Origin of the sequence: Sphingobacterium hungaricum, assembly GCF_015210005.1 — a bacterium.
In the GTDB taxonomy this organism is placed as follows: Bacteria; Bacteroidota; Bacteroidia; order Sphingobacteriales; family Sphingobacteriaceae; genus Sphingobacterium; species Sphingobacterium hungaricum.
On record NZ_MU158698.1, the window covers coordinates 2,611,323 to 2,631,044 of the forward strand.

Annotated in this window: 22 protein-coding genes; 10 read left to right on the forward strand and 12 right to left on the reverse strand. The window is 34.1% G+C overall.

What is annotated here, in order from left to right; genetic code table 11:
* Positions 1-33: 33 nt before the first annotated feature.
* From C4F49_RS14540 to C4F49_RS14565, 6 genes are all read right to left on the reverse strand, one after another.
* Positions 34-2,064: a tetratricopeptide repeat-containing sensor histidine kinase gene (locus tag C4F49_RS14540; RefSeq protein ID WP_196936570.1), complete on the reverse strand. Its 2,031-nt coding sequence runs from the start codon at positions 2,062-2,064 to the stop codon at positions 34-36.
* Between the two features lie 151 nt (positions 2,065-2,215).
* Entirely contained in the window at positions 2,216-2,524 is a 309-nt protein-coding gene (locus C4F49_RS14545; protein WP_196936571.1) for a hypothetical protein, read from the reverse strand.
* Positions 2,525-2,527: 3 nt separating this feature from the next.
* Positions 2,528-2,986: a lipid A-modifier LpxR family protein gene (locus C4F49_RS14550; RefSeq protein WP_262894796.1), complete on the reverse strand. Its 459-nt coding sequence runs from the start codon at positions 2,984-2,986 to the stop codon at positions 2,528-2,530.
* Positions 2,987-3,763: 777 nt separating this feature from the next.
* Entirely contained in the window at positions 3,764-5,500 is a 1,737-nt protein-coding gene (locus C4F49_RS14555; RefSeq protein WP_196936573.1) for an FISUMP domain-containing protein, read from the reverse strand.
* A 21-nt stretch (positions 5,501-5,521) separates the two neighbouring features.
* Positions 5,522-5,701, reverse strand: coding sequence for a hypothetical protein (locus C4F49_RS14560; RefSeq protein WP_196936574.1), 180 nt, complete (start codon positions 5,699-5,701; stop codon positions 5,522-5,524).
* A 681-nt stretch (positions 5,702-6,382) separates the two neighbouring features.
* Entirely contained in the window at positions 6,383-6,631 is a 249-nt protein-coding gene (locus C4F49_RS14565; protein ID WP_196936575.1) for a hypothetical protein, read from the reverse strand.
* Positions 6,632-6,908: 277 nt separating this feature from the next.
* Here C4F49_RS14565 and C4F49_RS14570 point away from each other — a divergent pair, with 277 nt between their 5' ends.
* Positions 6,909-7,868 carry a beta-1,6-N-acetylglucosaminyltransferase gene (locus C4F49_RS14570; RefSeq protein WP_196936576.1) on the forward strand — a complete coding sequence of 320 codons (960 nt, stop codon included), beginning with the start codon at positions 6,909-6,911 and terminating at the stop codon, positions 7,866-7,868.
* A 350-nt stretch (positions 7,869-8,218) separates the two neighbouring features.
* Here C4F49_RS14570 and C4F49_RS14575 read toward each other — a convergent pair whose 3' ends face one another.
* Positions 8,219-8,362 (reverse strand): hypothetical protein, encoded by a 144-nt coding sequence (locus tag C4F49_RS14575; protein ID WP_196936577.1) that lies wholly within the window; start codon positions 8,360-8,362, stop codon positions 8,219-8,221.
* 155 nt (positions 8,363-8,517) lie between these two features.
* Between C4F49_RS14575 and C4F49_RS14580 the strand changes: the two genes are divergently transcribed.
* A complete protein-coding gene (locus C4F49_RS14580; protein ID WP_196936578.1) occupies positions 8,518-9,501 on the forward strand; it encodes a hypothetical protein in 984 nt (327 codons plus the stop codon).
* 382 nt (positions 9,502-9,883) lie between these two features.
* Here C4F49_RS14580 and C4F49_RS14585 read toward each other — a convergent pair whose 3' ends face one another.
* The 4 genes from C4F49_RS14585 to C4F49_RS14600 form a co-directional block, all read right to left on the reverse strand.
* A complete protein-coding gene (locus tag C4F49_RS14585) occupies positions 9,884-10,408 on the reverse strand; it encodes a GNAT family N-acetyltransferase (RefSeq protein WP_196936579.1) in 525 nt (174 codons plus the stop codon).
* Positions 10,409-10,417: 9 nt separating this feature from the next.
* A complete protein-coding gene (locus tag C4F49_RS14590; protein ID WP_336244720.1) occupies positions 10,418-10,771 on the reverse strand; it encodes a GNAT family N-acetyltransferase in 354 nt (117 codons plus the stop codon).
* Between the two features lie 597 nt (positions 10,772-11,368).
* Complete coding sequence (locus C4F49_RS14595; RefSeq protein WP_196936581.1) at positions 11,369-12,439, reverse strand: hypothetical protein; 1,071 nt, start codon at positions 12,437-12,439, stop codon at positions 11,369-11,371.
* A 9-nt stretch (positions 12,440-12,448) separates the two neighbouring features.
* A complete protein-coding gene (locus C4F49_RS14600) occupies positions 12,449-12,628 on the reverse strand; it encodes a hypothetical protein (RefSeq protein WP_196936582.1) in 180 nt (59 codons plus the stop codon).
* 485 nt (positions 12,629-13,113) lie between these two features.
* Here C4F49_RS14600 and C4F49_RS14605 point away from each other — a divergent pair, with 485 nt between their 5' ends.
* Entirely contained in the window at positions 13,114-14,175 is a 1,062-nt protein-coding gene (locus C4F49_RS14605) for a fatty acid desaturase family protein (protein WP_196936583.1), read from the forward strand.
* Between the two features lie 371 nt (positions 14,176-14,546).
* On the opposite strand, the gene C4F49_RS14610 is transcribed toward C4F49_RS14605, so the two are convergent.
* Positions 14,547-14,873 carry a CHC2 zinc finger domain-containing protein gene (locus C4F49_RS14610; RefSeq protein WP_196936584.1) on the reverse strand — a complete coding sequence of 109 codons (327 nt, stop codon included), beginning with the start codon at positions 14,871-14,873 and terminating at the stop codon, positions 14,547-14,549.
* Positions 14,874-15,107: 234 nt separating this feature from the next.
* Here C4F49_RS14610 and C4F49_RS14615 point away from each other — a divergent pair, with 234 nt between their 5' ends.
* The 7 genes from C4F49_RS14615 to C4F49_RS14645 all read left to right on the forward strand — a co-directional run bounded on the left by C4F49_RS14615 (position 15,108) and on the right by C4F49_RS14645 (position 19,537).
* Positions 15,108-15,449, forward strand: a complete 342-nt coding sequence (locus tag C4F49_RS14615) for a YciI family protein (protein WP_196936585.1) — start codon at positions 15,108-15,110, stop codon at positions 15,447-15,449.
* The gene (locus tag C4F49_RS14620) at positions 15,449-16,111 is read left to right on the forward strand and encodes an RNA polymerase sigma factor (protein WP_196936586.1); all 663 of its coding nucleotides are present in this window, start codon (positions 15,449-15,451) and stop codon (positions 16,109-16,111) included. The genes C4F49_RS14615 and C4F49_RS14620 overlap by 1 nt, the downstream gene beginning before the upstream one ends.
* Positions 16,112-16,122: 11 nt before the next feature.
* Positions 16,123-16,749 carry a RagB/SusD family nutrient uptake outer membrane protein gene (locus C4F49_RS14625; RefSeq protein WP_196936587.1) on the forward strand — a complete coding sequence of 209 codons (627 nt, stop codon included), beginning with the start codon at positions 16,123-16,125 and terminating at the stop codon, positions 16,747-16,749.
* A 727-nt stretch (positions 16,750-17,476) separates the two neighbouring features.
* A complete protein-coding gene (locus C4F49_RS14630) occupies positions 17,477-17,722 on the forward strand; it encodes a hypothetical protein (RefSeq protein WP_196936588.1) in 246 nt (81 codons plus the stop codon).
* A 13-nt stretch (positions 17,723-17,735) separates the two neighbouring features.
* On the forward strand, positions 17,736-18,299 hold the full coding sequence (locus C4F49_RS14635; RefSeq protein ID WP_196936589.1) for a hypothetical protein: 564 nt from the start codon (positions 17,736-17,738) through the stop codon (positions 18,297-18,299).
* Positions 18,300-18,348: 49 nt separating this feature from the next.
* Positions 18,349-18,825, forward strand: a complete 477-nt coding sequence (locus C4F49_RS14640) for a hypothetical protein (RefSeq protein WP_196936590.1) — start codon at positions 18,349-18,351, stop codon at positions 18,823-18,825.
* A gap of 91 nt (positions 18,826-18,916) precedes the next feature.
* Entirely contained in the window at positions 18,917-19,537 is a 621-nt protein-coding gene (locus tag C4F49_RS14645; protein WP_196936591.1) for a hypothetical protein, read from the forward strand.
* Positions 19,538-19,722 lie beyond the last annotated feature (185 nt).

Genomic DNA, 19,722 nt, shown 5'->3' on the forward strand with positions numbered 1-19,722 from the left:
CCATTTTCCATGTTACATGCGCTTCTTAGTAAGTTAGCTGGGAAGTTCAAACCAAAATTTACTTCCTTGACCGTCAGTGCTCTCAACACATAATTCACTTCCGTTCAGCGAAAGATAATACAAACATAATTGAAGACCTAGTCCAGAACCCTCTTCACCATTTGTTCCTAAACGACTTAATTTTCTTTTATTCAACTTCAATAGTTTCTCCGTTAGAGATTTTGGCATACCGACTCCTGTATCTGCGACGCGAATAGTTACCACCTGATCTGTTTTGGATAATGCAGCCGAAATGTTAATCTGATCACCTGGATTACAAAATTTCAATGAATTATTTATAAGATTCCTAATAACGATGGTAATGGACTCCTTGTTTGCAAAAGCTTCCAGATTCTCGTCAATCTGGAGAATAATTTTTATTTTTTTCTTGCTAGCATTCAATTGTTGCAAACCAATTTCGTCTTCCAGTAAGTCCCCTAATTTAAATCGAACCTTCTCCACATCTCTGTTATAAATTTGTGCTCCTATCCAAAGCAAAAGATTATCTGTCAAATTTACAATCTCATTAATTTCTCTGTGACATGAAAGCATTAATCTTTGGATTTCTTCTGAAGTCAGTAGATTAGAATCAAATAGTTGGAGTATATTATTTAAACTAGATATTGGTGTTCTCATGTCGTGAGTCATAACGCCTAGGAGATGTTCTTTAAAGCTATTTGCTTCTTCTAGGGAAACGTTTTGTTTCTCAATAAATTCTTTACTATCAATTAGTTCTGAGTGTGATCTTTTCCTTTGTCGTAAGTTGATAATTAAAAGCATAGCAACAATAACTAACGAAACGGCTACAACAGAAGAGACTACAAGAAGTTTTTGTTTTTTTTCTAATTGAGATGTGTGAACTAGCTCTGTTATTGCTTCATTCTTTTCGTATTTGTATTTTTCCTCTAATCTAACCAGATTTTGTTTGTTTTCGTCATTATATAGACTGTCGGCTGCATTTTTTGACTGTTTAAGAAAGCTCAAAGCTTTCTTAAACTCTTCGTTTTTCTCATACCATTTACTTAGCAAGTCGGCAGAGGTATGAATATAGTAGAGTTGCTTTTGCGAGACAGACAAATTATATAACTCATATGCATATTTAAAGGCGAGCTTGTCGTCATTAAGCTCAATATAACAATGAGAAAGATTTTCTAACAGACGTAAATATTCAGTTTTCTCACCAGTCGATTCGAGAATTTTTTTGGCTTTTAGATAAAAATCAAGCGCCCTTAGCGGCATATTCTGTTGCACAAGAAAGTTTCCTAATGACTGTAATGCATTTCCTTTTCCTTTTTTGTTATCATATTTTTCAGCTAGCACTAAAGAAAAATTGTAAAAATCACCTGCCTTTTTGTAGTCCTTTTTATTAAGATACAAATGTGCCATATTCCCAAGAATAAATGTTGACTTACTGGTATCCCCAAGAGATTCGTAGATTATCTTGCTTTTGTTATAAAAATTTAATGCATCGTCAGTTTTCCCTTGGTAATGATGAACCATTCCCAAATTATGAAAAATATGTCCAGATGTCAATTTCAAATCATACTTTTCTGCAATCCTCAACGCCTGATAGAGCATCTGAGTTGCTTTGCTGTGGTCACCCAGAGCAATGTAAGAAGTTGCCAAGTGACTGTAGGACTCGGCTTGTTTTTTGTAATCTTTTAAGGAGTCAGCTCGACCTAATAACCTATTATAATAAAATATTGATTGCAAATAATCTCCTTTCTCATAATATCCTGCACCCAAATTTTTCAATGCACTCATTTCACCTTTGGAATAATTCAGTTGAATGCTTAATAACAATGCTTGATCAGCGAGCAGAATAAGTGAGTCCGGTTTAGAAGACCATAGATTGCTTGATTGCTGAATTAATCGATTCACATAATTTGTATCTTTTACATCATGGATTTTGTCTGGATCTGTTCGATTTTTCGCAAGTGAAACAACAAAAAACATTTGAATTAATATAAAACTGATTGGATAATAAACCTGTTTTTTATTAAAATTAAATTTCTTTGATTTCATTTTTTGTAGTTATAGTTTATTTTGAGATTCAGAAATGTTTTTTTGTGTTTTAAGACAGCTGCAAAAGTAGTGTTTATAACAATATATCTTAATTACTCCTACACGAATTGATTCTTTTTCTTTTAATACTTTAAAAAGTCGTTGTTAGTCTTTATTTTAAGTTTTTTAATACACCAATATTTCTGTTGAAACTGGGGATATCGAACCATCCTAATTCGATCTCAGCGCCCAATGCTGCATCCGTATACAGCGTTCCTATTTCCAGTTTCGGACCAAGTTCTCCATACACCTTAAATCCTTGGAGACAAGGTAAACCAAATTCACCCACATCAATCGTGGTCGTTCCTCTAGCCGAAAGAGAGTAATTTAAGATCGGTAACGTATTAGGACTTACAATGGCATTTGGCCAACCACGAGGAATAGACTTTGTATCTTTGTATTCCAAATCGTTCTTTGCCACAGCTTAACCGGGATGTATGCCAGATTGTAAAAATTGAGCAATGATGGATGGAAGCTTTCCAGTCAGACCGATAGAACATTCATAAGTTGCTTTATATCCAGATATAACAGATTTTTTTGAATTCGATGTCCATCTGACGTTTCGGAATCGTGTCGAATTTAGCATCGTAACAGCTGAAAATGGCCTGGTATTTTCTATGACATCATAACGGTCTATTTCATAAGGTGTAAATCCACTAAATGTAAAGCGTTGTGTGTAATGATCTGTCACATAAAAATCTTTGGGATTGAATAGCTTTTGAGTAAGTAGATTATCGATCGGATAACGAACTAAATATTTGAGCAGACGAATATCTTTATTACTATTATGCCAGTTTAGACCTAATCCCATTGTATAGTCCATATCTTTATTGGTAGGGTCGAAAACATCTTGGTCAAGTGCGACTTCAAAATATCGATAGATCTCAGATAATTATTCTGTTTGCACATTCGACTACAGTGGTTTACAGCAGTCGATAGATAAAAGAAAGAAAGACGGGTGAAGTACATGTCTATTCATACTCATAAAAAAGGTGATTTGGTGTTTATTGGCCGTTATAAGTCAATGACTTATAGATGATAAATATAAGTGTTTTCTAATAAATGAATTCAAAAAATATATTGGTTGGAACGGAAGATATTGGTATAACTTATTATTGCAGATTTCCTTTCTCTGCTGGCAAAAAAAATCAAAAAAAGGAAGTGAAAGAAAAGATACTGAAACCTTGAGGAGAAATCGAACTTTACAAAAATTATGCTGGTGATATCTTTAAGGTATTTTTTTAAGAATATTGCTCATCGTTTTAAAAATTTCAGTCATGAAAGTCGAACTACAACTGACTGCTCTATAATCGTTTGTTTCACAGTATTTTATTTGCATAAAATTTTTAAGAAACTATTTTTGATCTCATCTAACTTAGAATACGTATCTTTTGATTTCAAAGCTAATTCGTAAGATCATGAAGCTTCACTAATTTACTTATTACCAAATTTTTTCAAAATTAAATTCAAATTGATAGTTCTTTAGAACTTAGTAAAGATATTAGTAGCAGGTTTTTTGAAAGTGACTTTTTTAACCAATTATAAAGCATTTTATCCGTTAAATCATAAGTTTTAAATTGAAAACAGGACAAACAAAAATGAGTTTAGCAATTGCTAAACTCATTTTTTAGTACTATAAAATCAAATACATGAAAATAATTTATTGTCTAATACATCGGATATTCAGCCCAAATCCTCTGTTTCTTATCCCGTATCCAGTAATGGCGCCGTTGTCACTTATGCTCATCAGGACTCTATTTGCAGTATTGTCCGTGCCAGATTCAGTAGAGGTCCAATAAGCTCCTCTTAACCCTCTTTCGACAAGCGTTCTAGCAGAGACGACAGGGCCGATATTTGCATCAGTGTTTCCAGCATGATAGTATCCTGAAATTGGAAAGGTCAATATAACATTGCGATCACGTTTACTTCGAAAAACCTTGGCATTAGTATATCTATTATTAGCGGCTGTCCAATTTGCCGAAGCGCCACGATTGTCTTCTGCCAATTGAGTAGTACTATTAATTAGATCATTCCATTCTAAAACTGTTGGTACTCTCCAGTTGCTGGGGCAAGGATCATTGGTCGTGTTTTTAATAGGATTATTAACAGTACCGTTAGTTCCCATCCACGCTCTGTCAGAAGCAACATTAGACCAGTAATTGTTCGCTCCAGCGTTTGCCGTTGCCCCTGTTTCTGGAGTAGCAGCTATTACATTTCTACCCCAATGGTAGTAATTACCGAATAGCGACTGAAAATTAGCATTTGGACTATTTAACAGATCCGCATCAGAAGTTGTATTTGCGCCTAGGTTGTGACGCATCCATATTTTTCCATTAATGCGAACCGCAGGGATTCCAGATTCAGTTAAAAATGCATCTTTAGGATTTACTTTTATAATTAATCGATAATGCACCCCTGGTAAAAGGTTAATATTGGCGAAATTTAGTGCTGTATTAGAAGTCAAAGGACCTATGTTCAAGGAACCTATAGATAAGCTACCATTAGTAATGTTATTTGTTACACTTATCGGTGTAGAGGTTACTACACTGGTGTTTAAAGTAGGAAAGCTTATTGTTGGATTTACAGTACCTCCAGTAGGAGTGAGAATTTGACTTTCAAAGTTTACTGACGCACCAGTTCTGCTAGATGTCAATCTTGCGGTTCCTATATTTCTAATAAGATAACCGTTTGTTGCCGTAGCATCTACAACAACAGTAATTTTACTCAACATATGTTTTAAAATAATATTAAGCTTTGTAGTTTGATTGTGAGAAACTGAAATGAGTCCGGAGTTGAATAGCATGAAATCCGAAGTTTCTGTTAATGCGCTAAGATTAAATGTTGTATTAATTTTAGTTCCATTTAAAGATTCTGATGGAGCTATATTGTTGTTGTATGAATAAGCAACAAACGTGTACTGATCGCTTAACAGACTTAATGGTTGACCATCTTCAGGAGTTACTGCGCCACTTGTAGATATATTATAGATCTTGCTCTGTAAAAAATCGCCATTTTTATTGTATACTATTAACCTAAACTTTATAGCTCTTGCTATGGGATCTCTTTTTATAGCTGCAATTTTCTCATTCTTGTCCCTGCCACCGCTTTCGATCGAAGCAGTATTAAGTAATTCCGACTCTTGTTTTAATTCTGCAACGATATAATGTTCTCTATCAAAAGAAACCTCTTGACGTTGTACTTTTGCTGCTTTATGCAAATCAGCATCGTCTATCTGAGGAACAAGATCTCCTAAATCATCAACTTCTTGGCTACTAACACTTACGTCCAAAGTAATTAGATCGTTCCCTAAGTCGAATGCATCGTTTTTTGTTGAGCAAGATTGTAACACACTTGTGAAGAGTATAATAAACAATGTAATAGTTAAATTATTTTTCATAAAATATTAATTAAGGACTTGTTACCAATCTATTTCGAATTCTTTTTCTCTCTCATCCCATTCTTCCATGATTTGATTATTATCATTAACGGGCTGTACCAACGCCGATCCTGTAGCTATCGTTGATTCAAGAACCAATAATAAAACCTCAATTCTCGGCGTAGAATACTGAAGTTTTTGATGTTTTGATTTATAGGACATATTTTTTCCTTGATTATTTACCTGGTTGCAATAAGTGTCTGTTAGTGTTTGTTTAAGTTGGTGCAATTTTATGAAAAATAATTAACCACGAAGCAAACTTGTTTTGTCTATTTCTCATTTTGTAGGTTTTATTCTACTCAAGGTTTATTTATTTGCTTTATATAAGGTTTTTTTTACTAAATGATCCGCGTTATTGCTTTTCAATATTTTTTCACAACAAGGGGATAAATTATAGTCTTTATAAAAATCTTAATAATGTTTTTTATTGAAAAGATAGCCGTCGAAACCAAAGCTTATCAAGACATATTGGTTATTTTATCTTTTATTGGAGAACACGGAGAAGATAAAATGAAACAACAAATTGAAAGGAACTGTAAATCGTCAGCAAAAAGTGGACACGGTATTTTGGTAAAACTATACAAGGACTTTCTTTCTTTTAGATTATCATAATATGAAAATTCCATCACATCAAAAGAAAAAATCAAGAAATATGTAAGAAATATTTGCGACTACAAAAAATATAGCTGTAGAGATGCATTTGAATAAAAAATATTTCTTTTATTCAATTTTAGCATATAAACTATTGAAGTGTTTTTCAGACTTTCGAAGTGGGAGATGTAAAACATACAAAGGTGTCGAATTCGACACCTTTACGCTCATTTTTTAAATTAAGTAGATTGCTTAATAAAGTAAATTCCTATCTATTTCTTCTTTGTGATTAAAATAAAAATCCCAAACTATGGTATAGTTTCCCGATCCATCGACCTGCGTATCTATATCTGGATGTAATATTAGCAAATCGGACATATCATTATTGAATTTGATACCAAATGCATAAGCGCCATACTTTTTAGTAATAACGCTTACCGTTGCTAATATTGGCTCTACCCTTTGGATAAAACTAATGCTTATCACTTTAATAATTTCCATACACTTTTATATTTATGCAATTTAGATTTTAATTATTAATAAATACTAGCAGCCGCAAATCATTCGATTCAAGAGGGTTGTAACTACATCAAGTGCTCTATAAACGGAAATGTGTGGAAATGTACACTAAAATTACTCCCACAATTTCATTATGGAGTATGTAGACTATACTAGGAAATCCAGCAATATGACATCGGTACGTATATTCGTATAATTTTTAACCTTAACTTTAGAAAAATCACATTTCGTACTCACCAAGCGAAATTTAATCACAAAAATGGACAATCCTTATAAATCTTTCGATAAAGATGGGCTTAATCTCTTAAATGGCTCAGAAACTGTTAAAATTGCTTATTTTATCATGGTACATCGACTCCCAAAACAGTTCGTAAGATTGTTTTCTGCAATTTATGATGTCAATAATTTCTATCTGATCCACGTAGATAAAAAAGCGGATAAAAATATAGAAGAAGAGCTTAATTCATATCTGAAAAATTATAAGAATGTTGCGATTCTAAAAAGTGAAGATGTTATTTGGGGCGGGTACAGTATGGTTCAAGCAGAGTTAGAAGGGATTAAATATCTTCTCAATCTCTCTGTTGATTGGGATTATTTTATTAATCTTAGCGGACAGGATTTCCCGTTGAAATCTCAAAATATAATCAAACAGTTTCTGTTTGAACATAGGGGAGCGAGCTTTTTGAAGTATGAAAACCAAAAAGAGGTGAGACCAGATACCATGAATAGAATAGAAAATTTCTTTGAAGAAATTGATGGTGAGATCTCTGTAAAAACACACCCCAGATTTTATTTAGAAAATACTACACCTTATATCGGTGGGCAGTGGATGATGCTTACTCGAGATTGTTGTAAGTTTGTTTGCAACAGCCCGGAAGTTAAAAAATATGAATACTATTATTTGAATACTTTAATAGCTGACGAATCTTTCTTCCAAACAGTCTTAATGAACTCATCCTTTGATGGAGCTTTGATTAATGATGATAAAAGAGCAATAATTTGGATTCCCGACGGGCTAATAAAGTTAAGACCTAAAACATTTTCTAATGAAGATTTGACCTACTTACTTAATAGCAATAGCCTTTTTGCTAGAAAATTCGATGATAACATAGATAGCAACATAATCAATAAACTTATGTTCCACATAAATGAACCTATGATAAGGGTAGAATTTGATGAAATGATAGGTGTTAAATCAAGTAATAACCGTCTTTGCTAAGTGAAAAAATATTTTGAATTAATCTTTAGTAACTCTTTGTTACTATTAACATAAAAGGCGCAAAATCCCCCGTTTACCTTTCTGGGGGATTTTCTATTTTCAATACCTTTCGTTACACGTTAAATCAGATCACATCACAAAAAAACTATTTCCATTGCTTCTCAAGTCCTTAGTAGCTAATTCTGTCGTAAAACTGAGTGCCTAAGCGCAAAGTGTTACCCTTTTCTAGCCATATAGAAATATTGCCAGCAGAAGTCCATTCAGGATTTCTTCCTGGATAATATGTCATATTTTCTCCTTGCCATAGATTTTCACCCACATAAGACAAATTCCTTACTACATAGGCTCCTTTAGCGCTTTGGGGTAACGCCCAGATTATAGCGAACATCGATAATAACTCCAGACTGAGTGTGTTTGTACTTTCCGACAACCTTAGCTTCTGGTACGATATCTGCACCGTCATCTTCAGGCTCACAACCCGAAAATACGTTCATAGTAATCAGTAGAACAAGAAAGGTAATTACTTTAAATAATCTCATAATTTTGTTTTTTTCAAAAATAATTTATCTAAAATCTAAAATAAATACCTCCATGTAGGTATTTTAAAATATACCCTTCATGATTATTTTTGACTATCGTTATATTTCATATGAGCAAAAACAGAATACTTTCATTAATCGGAATATTTACATTATCACTTCAATCAATATTCGCACAAGAGGCATTAAGAGACGCTGAAAAAACATTAAAGGATTTGGTTTTTCTTTTGGACAAAGGAAGCATTTTGACACCTGACTCAAGATTTAGTGTAATAGATTATAATATGACCTTAAACAATGATGTTGAATTCATAGCGGATCACTATTCAAATGGAGAGGCTATTATATTATTCAAAAACGAAGGGAAATTGGAATATACGTACAAGGATAATTTTTATGAGTTTTTTTCTAAAGATAACGAAGCCTCAATTACGGAGGAAGAAGGAACCCTGCGTAAATCTAAAATTTTCTTTAAAGTTGAAAAAATAAGCAGAGTTCAAGCTGACAGCATAGTATTGCTATTCGAAAAACTTTCTCATAATTTAAAACGAGTCAGTGAAGAGAAATCAAAAGATCAGGAGAATTTCAAAGCTAATAAAAAAATCTTTTATGAAACAGTCAAATCAGTCGATGCAGATAAATATTTTATCAATATCCCAATACCAAACACTGCTAACAGAAGCTTTAAGTCTTACTCTTTTTTTGATAACCCGTTAGAAATAAACAATAATTTTTACTCGGGTTTTAAATTTACGCCTCGCATTGATGGATATTTATATTGGTATTTTAATACTGTTAAGGGGGATAAAACGTCTTTTTACATCGTAGACTTAGATAAAAATACAAATGATGTTGATATTCCATATTTCTCAAAAATGTCATTTCACAAGGGAGAAGATGGAGAATCATCTTATATAATTCAAAAATCAAACGTAAAGCTTAAAAAGGGGAACACATATATACTTTGGTTTGTATCTGATACAAAACCACAGCCGCAGGCTAAAAATATATCGATACAAATGGAAGAGTCATCTAATCAGATATTAAGCAAATATTTTGAAGATCAGTTCAAATCTATTCAAAATGATTATTAATTTTCCGAAAATGTATTTTTAATCCTTATTGCTAATTATAAACATAGAAAGTCAGGCTGTTTAAAATTCCACCTATATCTACTATGGAAAATGCACTGCATCTTTAAAATTGTACACGATCAACAGTATTACAACTACTGACAGCAATTATATTAAAAGAAAAACTACAATGGATGAAAGCCATTACGAATAAATCGCCCTGTATTAGAACCTATGAGAAAGATAGAATTCAATTTTTTAAAAATATGGAGAAGGAAGTCGTAGGATAGGAACGGAATATTTTAAAAATCAATCACAATCTTAGGTTTCTTTTCTGTCCTAACTCTCGGAAGAAAGTAGTCTATTTCGAATGCAATAAATGGGATAATAATTATTATCCCATTTATTGCATTATTTTAAATTTCATCATTATATCGGTCTGCTCGTCGTCGCCCAATTTGAAAATATGTTTATCAAACTCAACAAAACCATTTTTCTTGTAGAAATTAATTGCTCTTGGGTTTTCTTGCCAAACCCCTAACCAAACGTAGTCGGTGTTTTCTTGTTTAGCAATGTTTATAGCTTTCTCATAAAGCACCTGTCCAACCTTTTTACCATGAAATTCTTTTAAGACATAAATACGTTCGATTTCGAGTGCCTTGTCGTCCTGTAATTCTGTTTGTGATTTCCCGAAATTAAGTTTGAGGTAGCCGACTACATTTTTGTCGACTGTGGCAAAATAAAATTCAACATTTTTGTCGATCAATTCAGCCGTCAGCTTTTCTATGGAAAATCCCTCGTTTAAATAATTTGTCATATTTTCTTCGGTATTTTCTGTCGAAAAGGTTTCATAAAATGTCTGCCGACCTATTTGTTGCAGTTTCACAATATCGTTTAACGTTACTTGTTTGATTTCTATTTGTTCCATTGCTTTTATTTATAAACTCAATTCAAAATTCAGCCAATCGTTGTTATCTTTTGCCCCTAATCTTTCACAAAATTTTGTCCCTGCTTCGTTCCACGGGGCAACTGTCCATTTTATCTGTTTGCAGTTATTGAGTTCCGCTTCTTTTATCAAAGTTTTCATCAACTGTTCGCCAATTTTCTGCCCCCGATAATTTTCATCCACATAAATCTCTTTCATATAAATTGCTGGTATGTTTTGGGCGGTATAAGGTAGGAAATAATACACTAATATTCCTGCAATTTTATCCTCGTCTTCTGCCACAATACAATAAAAATCTATTGGATTTTTGCGGAAACCTCTCTTCCTAACAATTTGTGGGGTAATTAAAAAACATCAATGTATTCTTCCAAAACTACCAATTCTTTCATTAGAACCCAAACTTTCTCGCTGTCTGCTTCAACTGCTTTACGGATTTTTATTATTATATCAGCCATAGACTTTTGTCTTTTTTTAAGTAAAGGTAGGAGTTTAGATTGACGAAGAATTTTACAAATATAAAAAACATCTATTTCCGAAAAATTCTTGATAAATGGAGATTTCGGTGATATTGGTTTGTTCCCATTTTTGGTGGTCAAGACGGAGTATATACCACACGCTTCCTCAATAAGTCAAATCCAGCTCTAATCGGTCGTTGACTCAAAATAACCCATCCATCCATAGGATTGGACTATTTTGTTTACTTTGGCCTTTCTTTAAGTATCTACCCTTTGTCCCTTTAGAGCTGTATGAGTCTTTCGTTGAGTTCGAAGATCTCGTTGAGAGGGGTGTAGGTATACTTAAAATTACGTGCTCAATCCGTACGCCACCTGGTCGTTTGGAAACATCCAGATTACGAATTCAATATCTTACCAAAATCGTGCTTATCGAAGTGCGAATTTGTTTTATTTAAATTATTTCTCAAAAAAGGCTATTAATTCCTTTTTACAGTTTATTAAGTGTAATTGTGAATGTATTTCGTTGGCCTGCTATGGGTCTTATAGTTACTGGCAGTCGAATTTTCTTATCTATATATGCATGCACTATTGGATTGTGCACATCACTGTTATTCTCTAAAATTAAGCTATTAAGTTGAATTTCAAAATTGGCAATATCATCTGTTCCTAAGGTATAGAAGCTTGCAACTTTGACCGAATCACCTGTGCTGTTGCTGTAGTTTTTCCACTTTGTGTTATCCAGAGTGCTTATTGTAGGCGCATAAATAGATTCGACTTGGTTAGTCACAAGATTGAACGTGCCGCCTTTTAAAATTGTATTGCCAACAGGCGACAAGGAGATTTCTGAAATTTTACATTTCATCTTTCGAGCATCAAATATAAAAGTCAAAGCAGCGGTTTTCCTTTGAAAAGTGAAATTTAAATAGTTGTCTTTAGAAGATGTAATGATTGTTCCACTAGCGGCCATAAATTCCGTTGTTACATCATTAATGGGCATCGTGATTTGATCATAAAGCAATGTGGGTAATGGATTCGTTTCATTATATGATGCAGCGTACCATCTATAAGTGGTATTGCCATCTGTTGTTACCTTATTTGACGTATATCCGCTTATAGTCCATGTTGCCGCCCAACTGTTCCAATTTTGGTTATTTTGGAATAGCATGAATCTATAGTAAGTTGAAGGCAAAATCATCTCATTTGATGCGTTTAGGGATGCGCTATTTTTACTAGATTGTTCATTCATTTTTTGATTCAATGAGAAATTTGTCAACCTTTCTGATTCTTTGTTTATGCTGATGTCAGCTGCTATATCATCAAAGTAAGCTGTTCCAATTAAAGAAGATGTCGCATTTATTTGATTGGACGCTCTTTTTGAAGTGCTTAACTTGGTTTTTTGATCGTTGTAGTTTTCTATAGCTATTGCTCTTGGAATAATAGTTACCGTGTTTTCTGAAGAGTCATTGTCTTTGGAACAAGATAGGGCGAAAATGCAAATGAATGTAAATGTGCTATAAGTATTTCGAGATCGTATGTTGATGTTGTTTCTAGTCTTCATAATAATCTTTTATAAGTTCCAATCAAAATTTTCATTGATACCCGTATCTTGCCAAGCTTCAATTGTGGGTCTTTCGTTACTTGTCGAGCCTCCAGGTTTAAACGTTGTAGATCCTGCTGCAATACTTTCTTCTAGTTCGATGTAATCGACATGAAGTTTGGGAGGCAGGTATGTTCTTTTTTCTTCCATTTTTTATCAGAGATGAGGAAATATTTTGAGTGATCTTAGTGATTCAATGCAGGTAACTTACTGCTCTAATTGAAATTCAGCAAACGCTAATATAAGTTCATCACACTAAAGAGCTAAATTAGCTATATAAAGATTTATCTTAGTTTTTTAGGGGGGGACAATAGGGGGACAAGTTTACATTTTTTATTTTTTTATTTCCATCGAATGTAAGTTGTTCCGAAGAAGGTTAATGTAATCAATTTATGAGAGGAGTATATTGCTATATAATTTAAAAAAGCCGGGCCAAATCCTCGAAATAAGAAAAAATAATTTTATAAAATCATAGTTGCTTGCACTCGTCTCTTAACAGTTTGTTTTGAGGCGAGTTTTTTAAAAAAAATATGCTGACATTTTTTCGTAGTTTAATAATCATTTTTAATTTTGCAATTCAAGTGATCAATATTTTTATTTTTTACACAAAAGCGCAATTAAGCTAAGGAATAGATATGAACTCGCATGTTAAATTCAATAATATAAACACTTTTTTTTCAAAGGCTCTCAGGGAGAAAATTCAAAATTATTTCATAGTAACCTCAAAAGATAAAACAGGGGGCAGGAAATTATATTTGAAATCAGCCATTTTACTGGCTTCGCTAGTTACACTATATAGCATCCTAGTTTTTATTCACCCCCACTGGATTGTTGGTGTTTCAATGTGCATTTTATTGGGAATAAACTTTGCTGCGATTGGATTCAACATAATGCATGATGCAGGTCATAACTCATTTTCGAAAAATAGTAGGGTAAATTCAATTTTTTCATATTCATTGAACCTCTTAGGTGGAAATATTTATTTTTGGAAGCTTAAACATAATATTGCACACCATACATATACCAATATAGAGGGCGAAGACCACGATATCGAAATCAAATTTATGCGTATTCACCCTGATCAGGAAATTAAGAAACATCATAGATACCAAAAGTTTTACTTTTTAATCCTGTATGGTATTTCATACTTTGCTTGGGTTTTTTACCAGGATTATGAGAAGTATTTTAGGCAAAAAATGAGTAAAAATTCTCCAATATTTAATTTTCCATTAAAAGAAAGGATAATATTTTGGATCAGTAAAATTATTCATTTAATTATTTTTTTGATAATTCCCATACTTCATGTTGGACTGTTTCCAACGCTTGTGGGAATATCGATAAGTTATATAGTGTGCGGTGTGTGTTTAGCTGTGGTTTTTCAGCTAGCACATGTAGTTGAGAGTACGCAGTTTAAAACCATTGAGGCACATAAAGTAGAAGATGAATGGATGATACATCAAATACAGTCTACAGCAAATTTTGCAACAAAAAATAAATTTCTCTCATGGTTACTGGGAGGTCTAAATTTTCAAGTCGAACATCATCTATTTCCTAAAATTAGCCACGTTCATTACCCTGCAATAAATAAAATTGTAAAAGAGACGTGCGATCAATTTAGTGTCAAATACGCTGAATATGAAACCCTTGGGGGAGCATTTATATCGCATGTAAAGGTGATAGAACGAATGTCCAAGTAATTTGGATTTTGTGGTAGTCGCGTCGGTATTTTCCAAAGATATTTCAAGAAATATCTTTTATTTGCTTAAGTATGGTGGAGTAAAGATTAAGAACATTGTTCGATGTACTGCTGTGTAATTTAAAAAGTAATTACGATGCCGTTTTGGGTTTTTATTCACCGTAGTGGAAGACAAAAGTATTCATTTCGTTTGGGAGCTGTTAAATTCATACGCAACTTATGTATGGTCATTTGATGATAGGCTACTGCCTTATCCAATGCAACACGAAGGTTGAAGAGGAAATTGGTCATATTTAAAACTGGAAGGGAAGAGTATAAGCAAGCATATGAAGATTCAGAAACAAAATCAGTATTCGTTTTTAATGTAATCCATCACTCTTCTACTTTAGCGTGATGGATAATTGGCTGCTGAAGGGAAAAATTACCGCTTAGGCTATCCAGTAATTCACCGACGGTACAACGATGGTATTCGATACCAAAATCAACCAGGTTCCCACCTTTACCCAGACCATGATCATACCATCGGTTTAGTTTTCGGTTAATCTTGAAGGAGGGTGTCTTTTCCTCCCGTAGCGGAGATAGATACCAATGATCGTTGTTCCTGATTTTTAAAGGCTCATGGCCTAATGAAGACAGGTAATTAACCATGTCCATTTCTTTGGCTTCCTCTATGGAAAGCCTTAGTTTTCTGAAACCCATAACCACATATTTTCAACTTCACAATTCAGTTCACTGGCGTAAAGTTAAACAGGGGGTTTGGGTTCTACCTATCCTCATCATATTTTGATGAGGATAATAGACTGGAAGTATAACTTATTTAAATTAGCATTCAAGGCTATGTCTTTGTAAATTTATAGACTATAAATAATCACTACCGTTTGTCCCCAATTTGAAATCTTAATCGTCATAGACGAAACACTAAAAGATAAAAACATGAAAGAATTCGCATTAATTTTCAGATTAAGCAACATTGAAGATTTCAGGCCATCTCCCGAGCAGATGCAGGAAAGAATGAACTGGTTAGCTAATATTGCAGCTCAAAATAAGCTGGTTGACAAAGGCAATACGCTTCTGCCCACTTCAGGAAGTGCAAAGACGGTAAGATCAGACAATTCAGTAACGGACGGCCCATACACTGAAATAAAAGAATTTATAAGCGGCTATATCGTTATAAAAGCAGAAAATATTGTTGAGGCGGTAGAAATTGCTAAAGGTAATCCAATCTTTACTATAGGTGGTAACATTGAGGTAAGGGAAGTACTAAAACGTGACTAATGCAGGAAAAAAGTCCCTTAGAGAAAGAAATTTTACCTCACCTATTTAGGCAAGAGTATGCAAAAATGACGGCTGTACTGTGCCGTCATTTTGGTTTGGAGCATATGGAAATTGGCGAAGATATCGCCAGCGAAACATTTCTTAAAGCATCTGAACACTGGGCCATTCATGGTATGCCCGATAACCCCACAGCTTGGCTTTATGCCGTTGCAAAAAACAAAGCGAGAGATTATTTCAAACGCCAGCACATTTATAAAACACGGATCAGGACTCAGGTAAATGAGGATGAAATTCAAGAAGCATATAATTTTGATGAACGGGACCTTCCGGACAGTCAACTGGCCATGTTTTTTTTAGTCTGCAATCCTAAGCTTTCAGCCTCGGCACAAATTAGTCTGGTGCTTCAGCTTCTTTGTGGTTTCAGTGTCGAAGAAATCGCTAATGCATTTTTGGAAAAGCGTGAAACCGTCAAGAAACGCTTGTTAAGGGGAAGGTCTATTCTTCGTAAGTGTAATTTCAAGATCAGGATACCGAACGAAACTGAGATTGAATCAAGATTGGATACTGTTTTGAAAACAATATACCTGCTGTTTAATGAAGGTTATTTTTCTAAATCACACAACCAACCTATCACCTTTATGCTGATTCGGCACTTTCCATAAAGAGTGACCTGATGGACTATTCTGCACTGAACAGCAGCCCTACCTATCCGATTGCCCGGTACAACCAAGAGGTGATCTATCAATCGGCTATCGGTGCACCGCAGATACTGAGCATCTCCCGTGCGAACATCGTTGAGGAGATCACCGGTAGCTATGTAGATGGCGACCTGCGGAAAGCGCTTTATTTCGTTAGAAATACAGATGGGACGTATGGCTTTCGAGGGAATTATATTGGAAGTGCGGGGCTGTTCATGGGCTATGCAACAGATGAGCTGTACCTTCTCCGAGCAGAATCTGCAGCGCGGACCGATCGGCTGCGGGTAGCTCTCCAGGATATCAATGCGCTGCTGTCCACGAGATGGAAAAAGGTAAATGGTATATCCACGTATCAGCCTATAGAAGAGATCGATGCCGATGACCTGCTTGCATTTATATTGTCTGAACGAAGGAAAAGTTTGTTGTTCCGGGGATTGCGGTGGTATGATCTGAAGCGGCTCAACCGCGATGGAGCCAATATTACGCTGAGAAGAAGGATAGCAGGGCAAGAATATGTCCTGCTTGCCAATGACTTGCGGTATGCGCTCCCTATTCCAGAAGATGTTATAAGGATATCCGATATGGAGCAGAACCCGCGCTAAATTAAATATGGCACCCGAAAAGGTGCCATATTGCTTGTTTTTTAATTATCAAAGTTAAATGCTTAAGTACGTGGAGGAGTTTAAGTTTTTGTAGGCTGGTCAATTCGTCACGGAATTGGGTGGTCATAAGCTCCGACCCCCCATGTGACCAACCCTTATACTGAAGGTGGATTTCAGCTTGAAAACATCTCTGCGATTTTTAGCGACTTTTACAGAGGTCAATACGCTCCTATAAATCAACTATATTATATAATCTTATTCAGTTTTTGATTACCAAGCTTATTTTTTTTACCTAGTGAGTTTAATAATCCACCTGTGTAACATCATCTTGAAAAGGAAAATGTGTGTAGCTTAGTGAATCTAAAGGGAAATAAAATTAGGTTGCCTAAACAAAAAGAATATCGTCCTAGTCAGGAAAAAAATTTAAAGCATCGGGAAGAGGTGCTTAGGGGGTGAGTTGGGAGAAAATAACTACTTTACACTATAGTGTGGATTGTAACTATTTTAAAATGGTAATAATGGCAATATCCCCTAACAGCTATGGGGACATGCTTCTACTGCCGCCAATACCTTTTCGTATACCATATGATAAGCTCAACATGTTAACCAGTATGATGCCCCTTCTCCGTATGCCTATGGCTTTATATTTTTATTGTAAAATTAGTGTTGCTATTTGTTAGAGAAAAATTTTCACTACCTTTATAATAACAACCAAATTATAATAATTATGAAAAGAGCACTGAAAACCGAACTTTCATTAAGCTTATTAGAAAAGAATTTAATGCACTTACGTCTTCACAAGCCCAGCAATATCTTGGGGGATGCGATAGTTGCAGTGGAACTTATGGGTATTGGGATTGATCCAGCGGACTTTCAACAGAGATTATCTGAACTGGCGGTGTCAAGGGGTATGAGTGCTGCTGTACTAATTAAAGGTTTGTCAAATGGCTGCCACGCAAGTACCGGTAATTAGTAGGTGTTAAACTATGAAATACTATTTAATAATTGCCTTCTTATTCTTATCAGCTAATGCTTATTCCCAAAATGTGGATGAGTCTACTTTCGAAAAAGCTATTAATCAATGCAACTTATTTATCTTAAATGAAAAAAAGATCCCGATAAAAGAGAATAATTTTAAGATAATGCTGGTGGGTAATTATTTAGATAGCGTTTCTATCTTAAATGGTAGAAGTGTCAATATCGGAACGGGGGATGTTCGATTCCTAAATATAAAGATTGAATCATCAGATCCGGCTTACGTAAGAGCTGATAGCCTCAAGATTTTCAAAAATTTAGAATTCTTGAGTAAAGAGCCCGATACAGTTTTTGAAAGTTTTAATTTTATTAATACTTCTGGATTAACATTTGAAGTATTTAAAATATCAAAAACCAAGAAGGGATATTCAGGACTTTCAGATTTTTTCTTAACTAAGAAGAATAATATTTTCTTTTACTTTTATTTTTATGGAGACAATCTTGTGGAACAAAAGAAAAATATAATCAAAATTTTAGAAACTTATCTAAACTGCGTTTCAATAATAAGTGTTTAATAATACCCAAGCTTCATAAGAATTTTTAATCTTCTAGTCAAAAAATAAAATGTATAATAAAGATATGTTTAAAGCAATCTTAAAAGACAGGCTGCTCCTTCTATCGATTGCCGTAGCTTTATTTGTTTCTTGTGGAGGTACTCACGGTCATATTAAAAGATATCAATTTACATCTTCAAAATCAGAACTTAGCCAACATATTAGAGCAGTGATTCAAGACGAAAATCTATCGCTTCCCGATTCTTTAAACAATTTGAAAGTTTATTATGGTATTGATTTTTTAGATTCTGACAGTGTAAATTTTTACGTCCAACTAAATGGCTTGAGAGAAAACTCTCGATTAATTTTTTGGTGCAAAATTATGGGGGGTACGGAAAATTGGACCGAGGAGAGTTGTTTTCTTGATCTTGTTGGCTATCGAGAAGGAAATTACAAATTCCTTTTCCTAGATAAAGACATTTCAAAAGCTGAAAAGGAAAAGGTTCTAAAAATTTTTGAGGATAAATTCTTAAAGAAAATATTATAAAATTAAATAATCAATTGTAATAACAATGGTTAATATCTACTTAATCGATTAATCAAAAAAACGGTGGGTTGAGTACTTATGTTTTTTGACAATGTGTTGGGTTGGGTCCGGATATCCAGACATTACAGATGAGGTCGATGACACTGGAGGAGGAGGCAGTGGCAGCCTTGGGGAAAACCCTAGGGTATATGATTGCGTTCGAATTTTAAACGGTAGCGCTTATATTGATAAATGTGGTAAATGTGTTGGAGGAACAACAGGTATTAAAAGCTGTGTCGATAATTTTAATGAAAAAATAGACGATGAAGAACTTCCAGATTGTATGGAAGAAGTATTAAATTCTTTAAGAAAACTAAGCGGTAATAGTGTAGCGGATATTATTCAAAAATTTGCTGGTGAAGTCCCTGGATATAATCTAAAATTTGCACAAGAATTAAAAAATGGTGCGGATGGGCTGACACGAGTAGCATGGGTAAATAATGTGATAAAAGATGGTTATGTCACAATCAATTTTAACACCAATAGAGATGTTTTAAAAAACGTGACTGACATGGCGACAGCTACAACTATACTGCACGAATCGGTGCATGCCTTTCTGTACACCTATTACAAGGACGACCCTAAAAGCGCGACAGCTACTTATCCAGAACTTTTTAAGAAGTATATTTTTAAAAAAGCTGGAATTAACAGTAACACAACTCAGCACAATTAGATGGCAAAAACGTTTATCAATGATATTGCAGCATCATTGATGCAATATGGAAGGAAAATGAAATATACAATTGATGACTTATTCTACAAGGATCTGGCATGGAAAGGTCTAACCGCACGGATGCCTTCAAAAGCCTTAGTGATAAAGACAAGAAGAGAATAACAGATATAATAAAAGCAGAACAA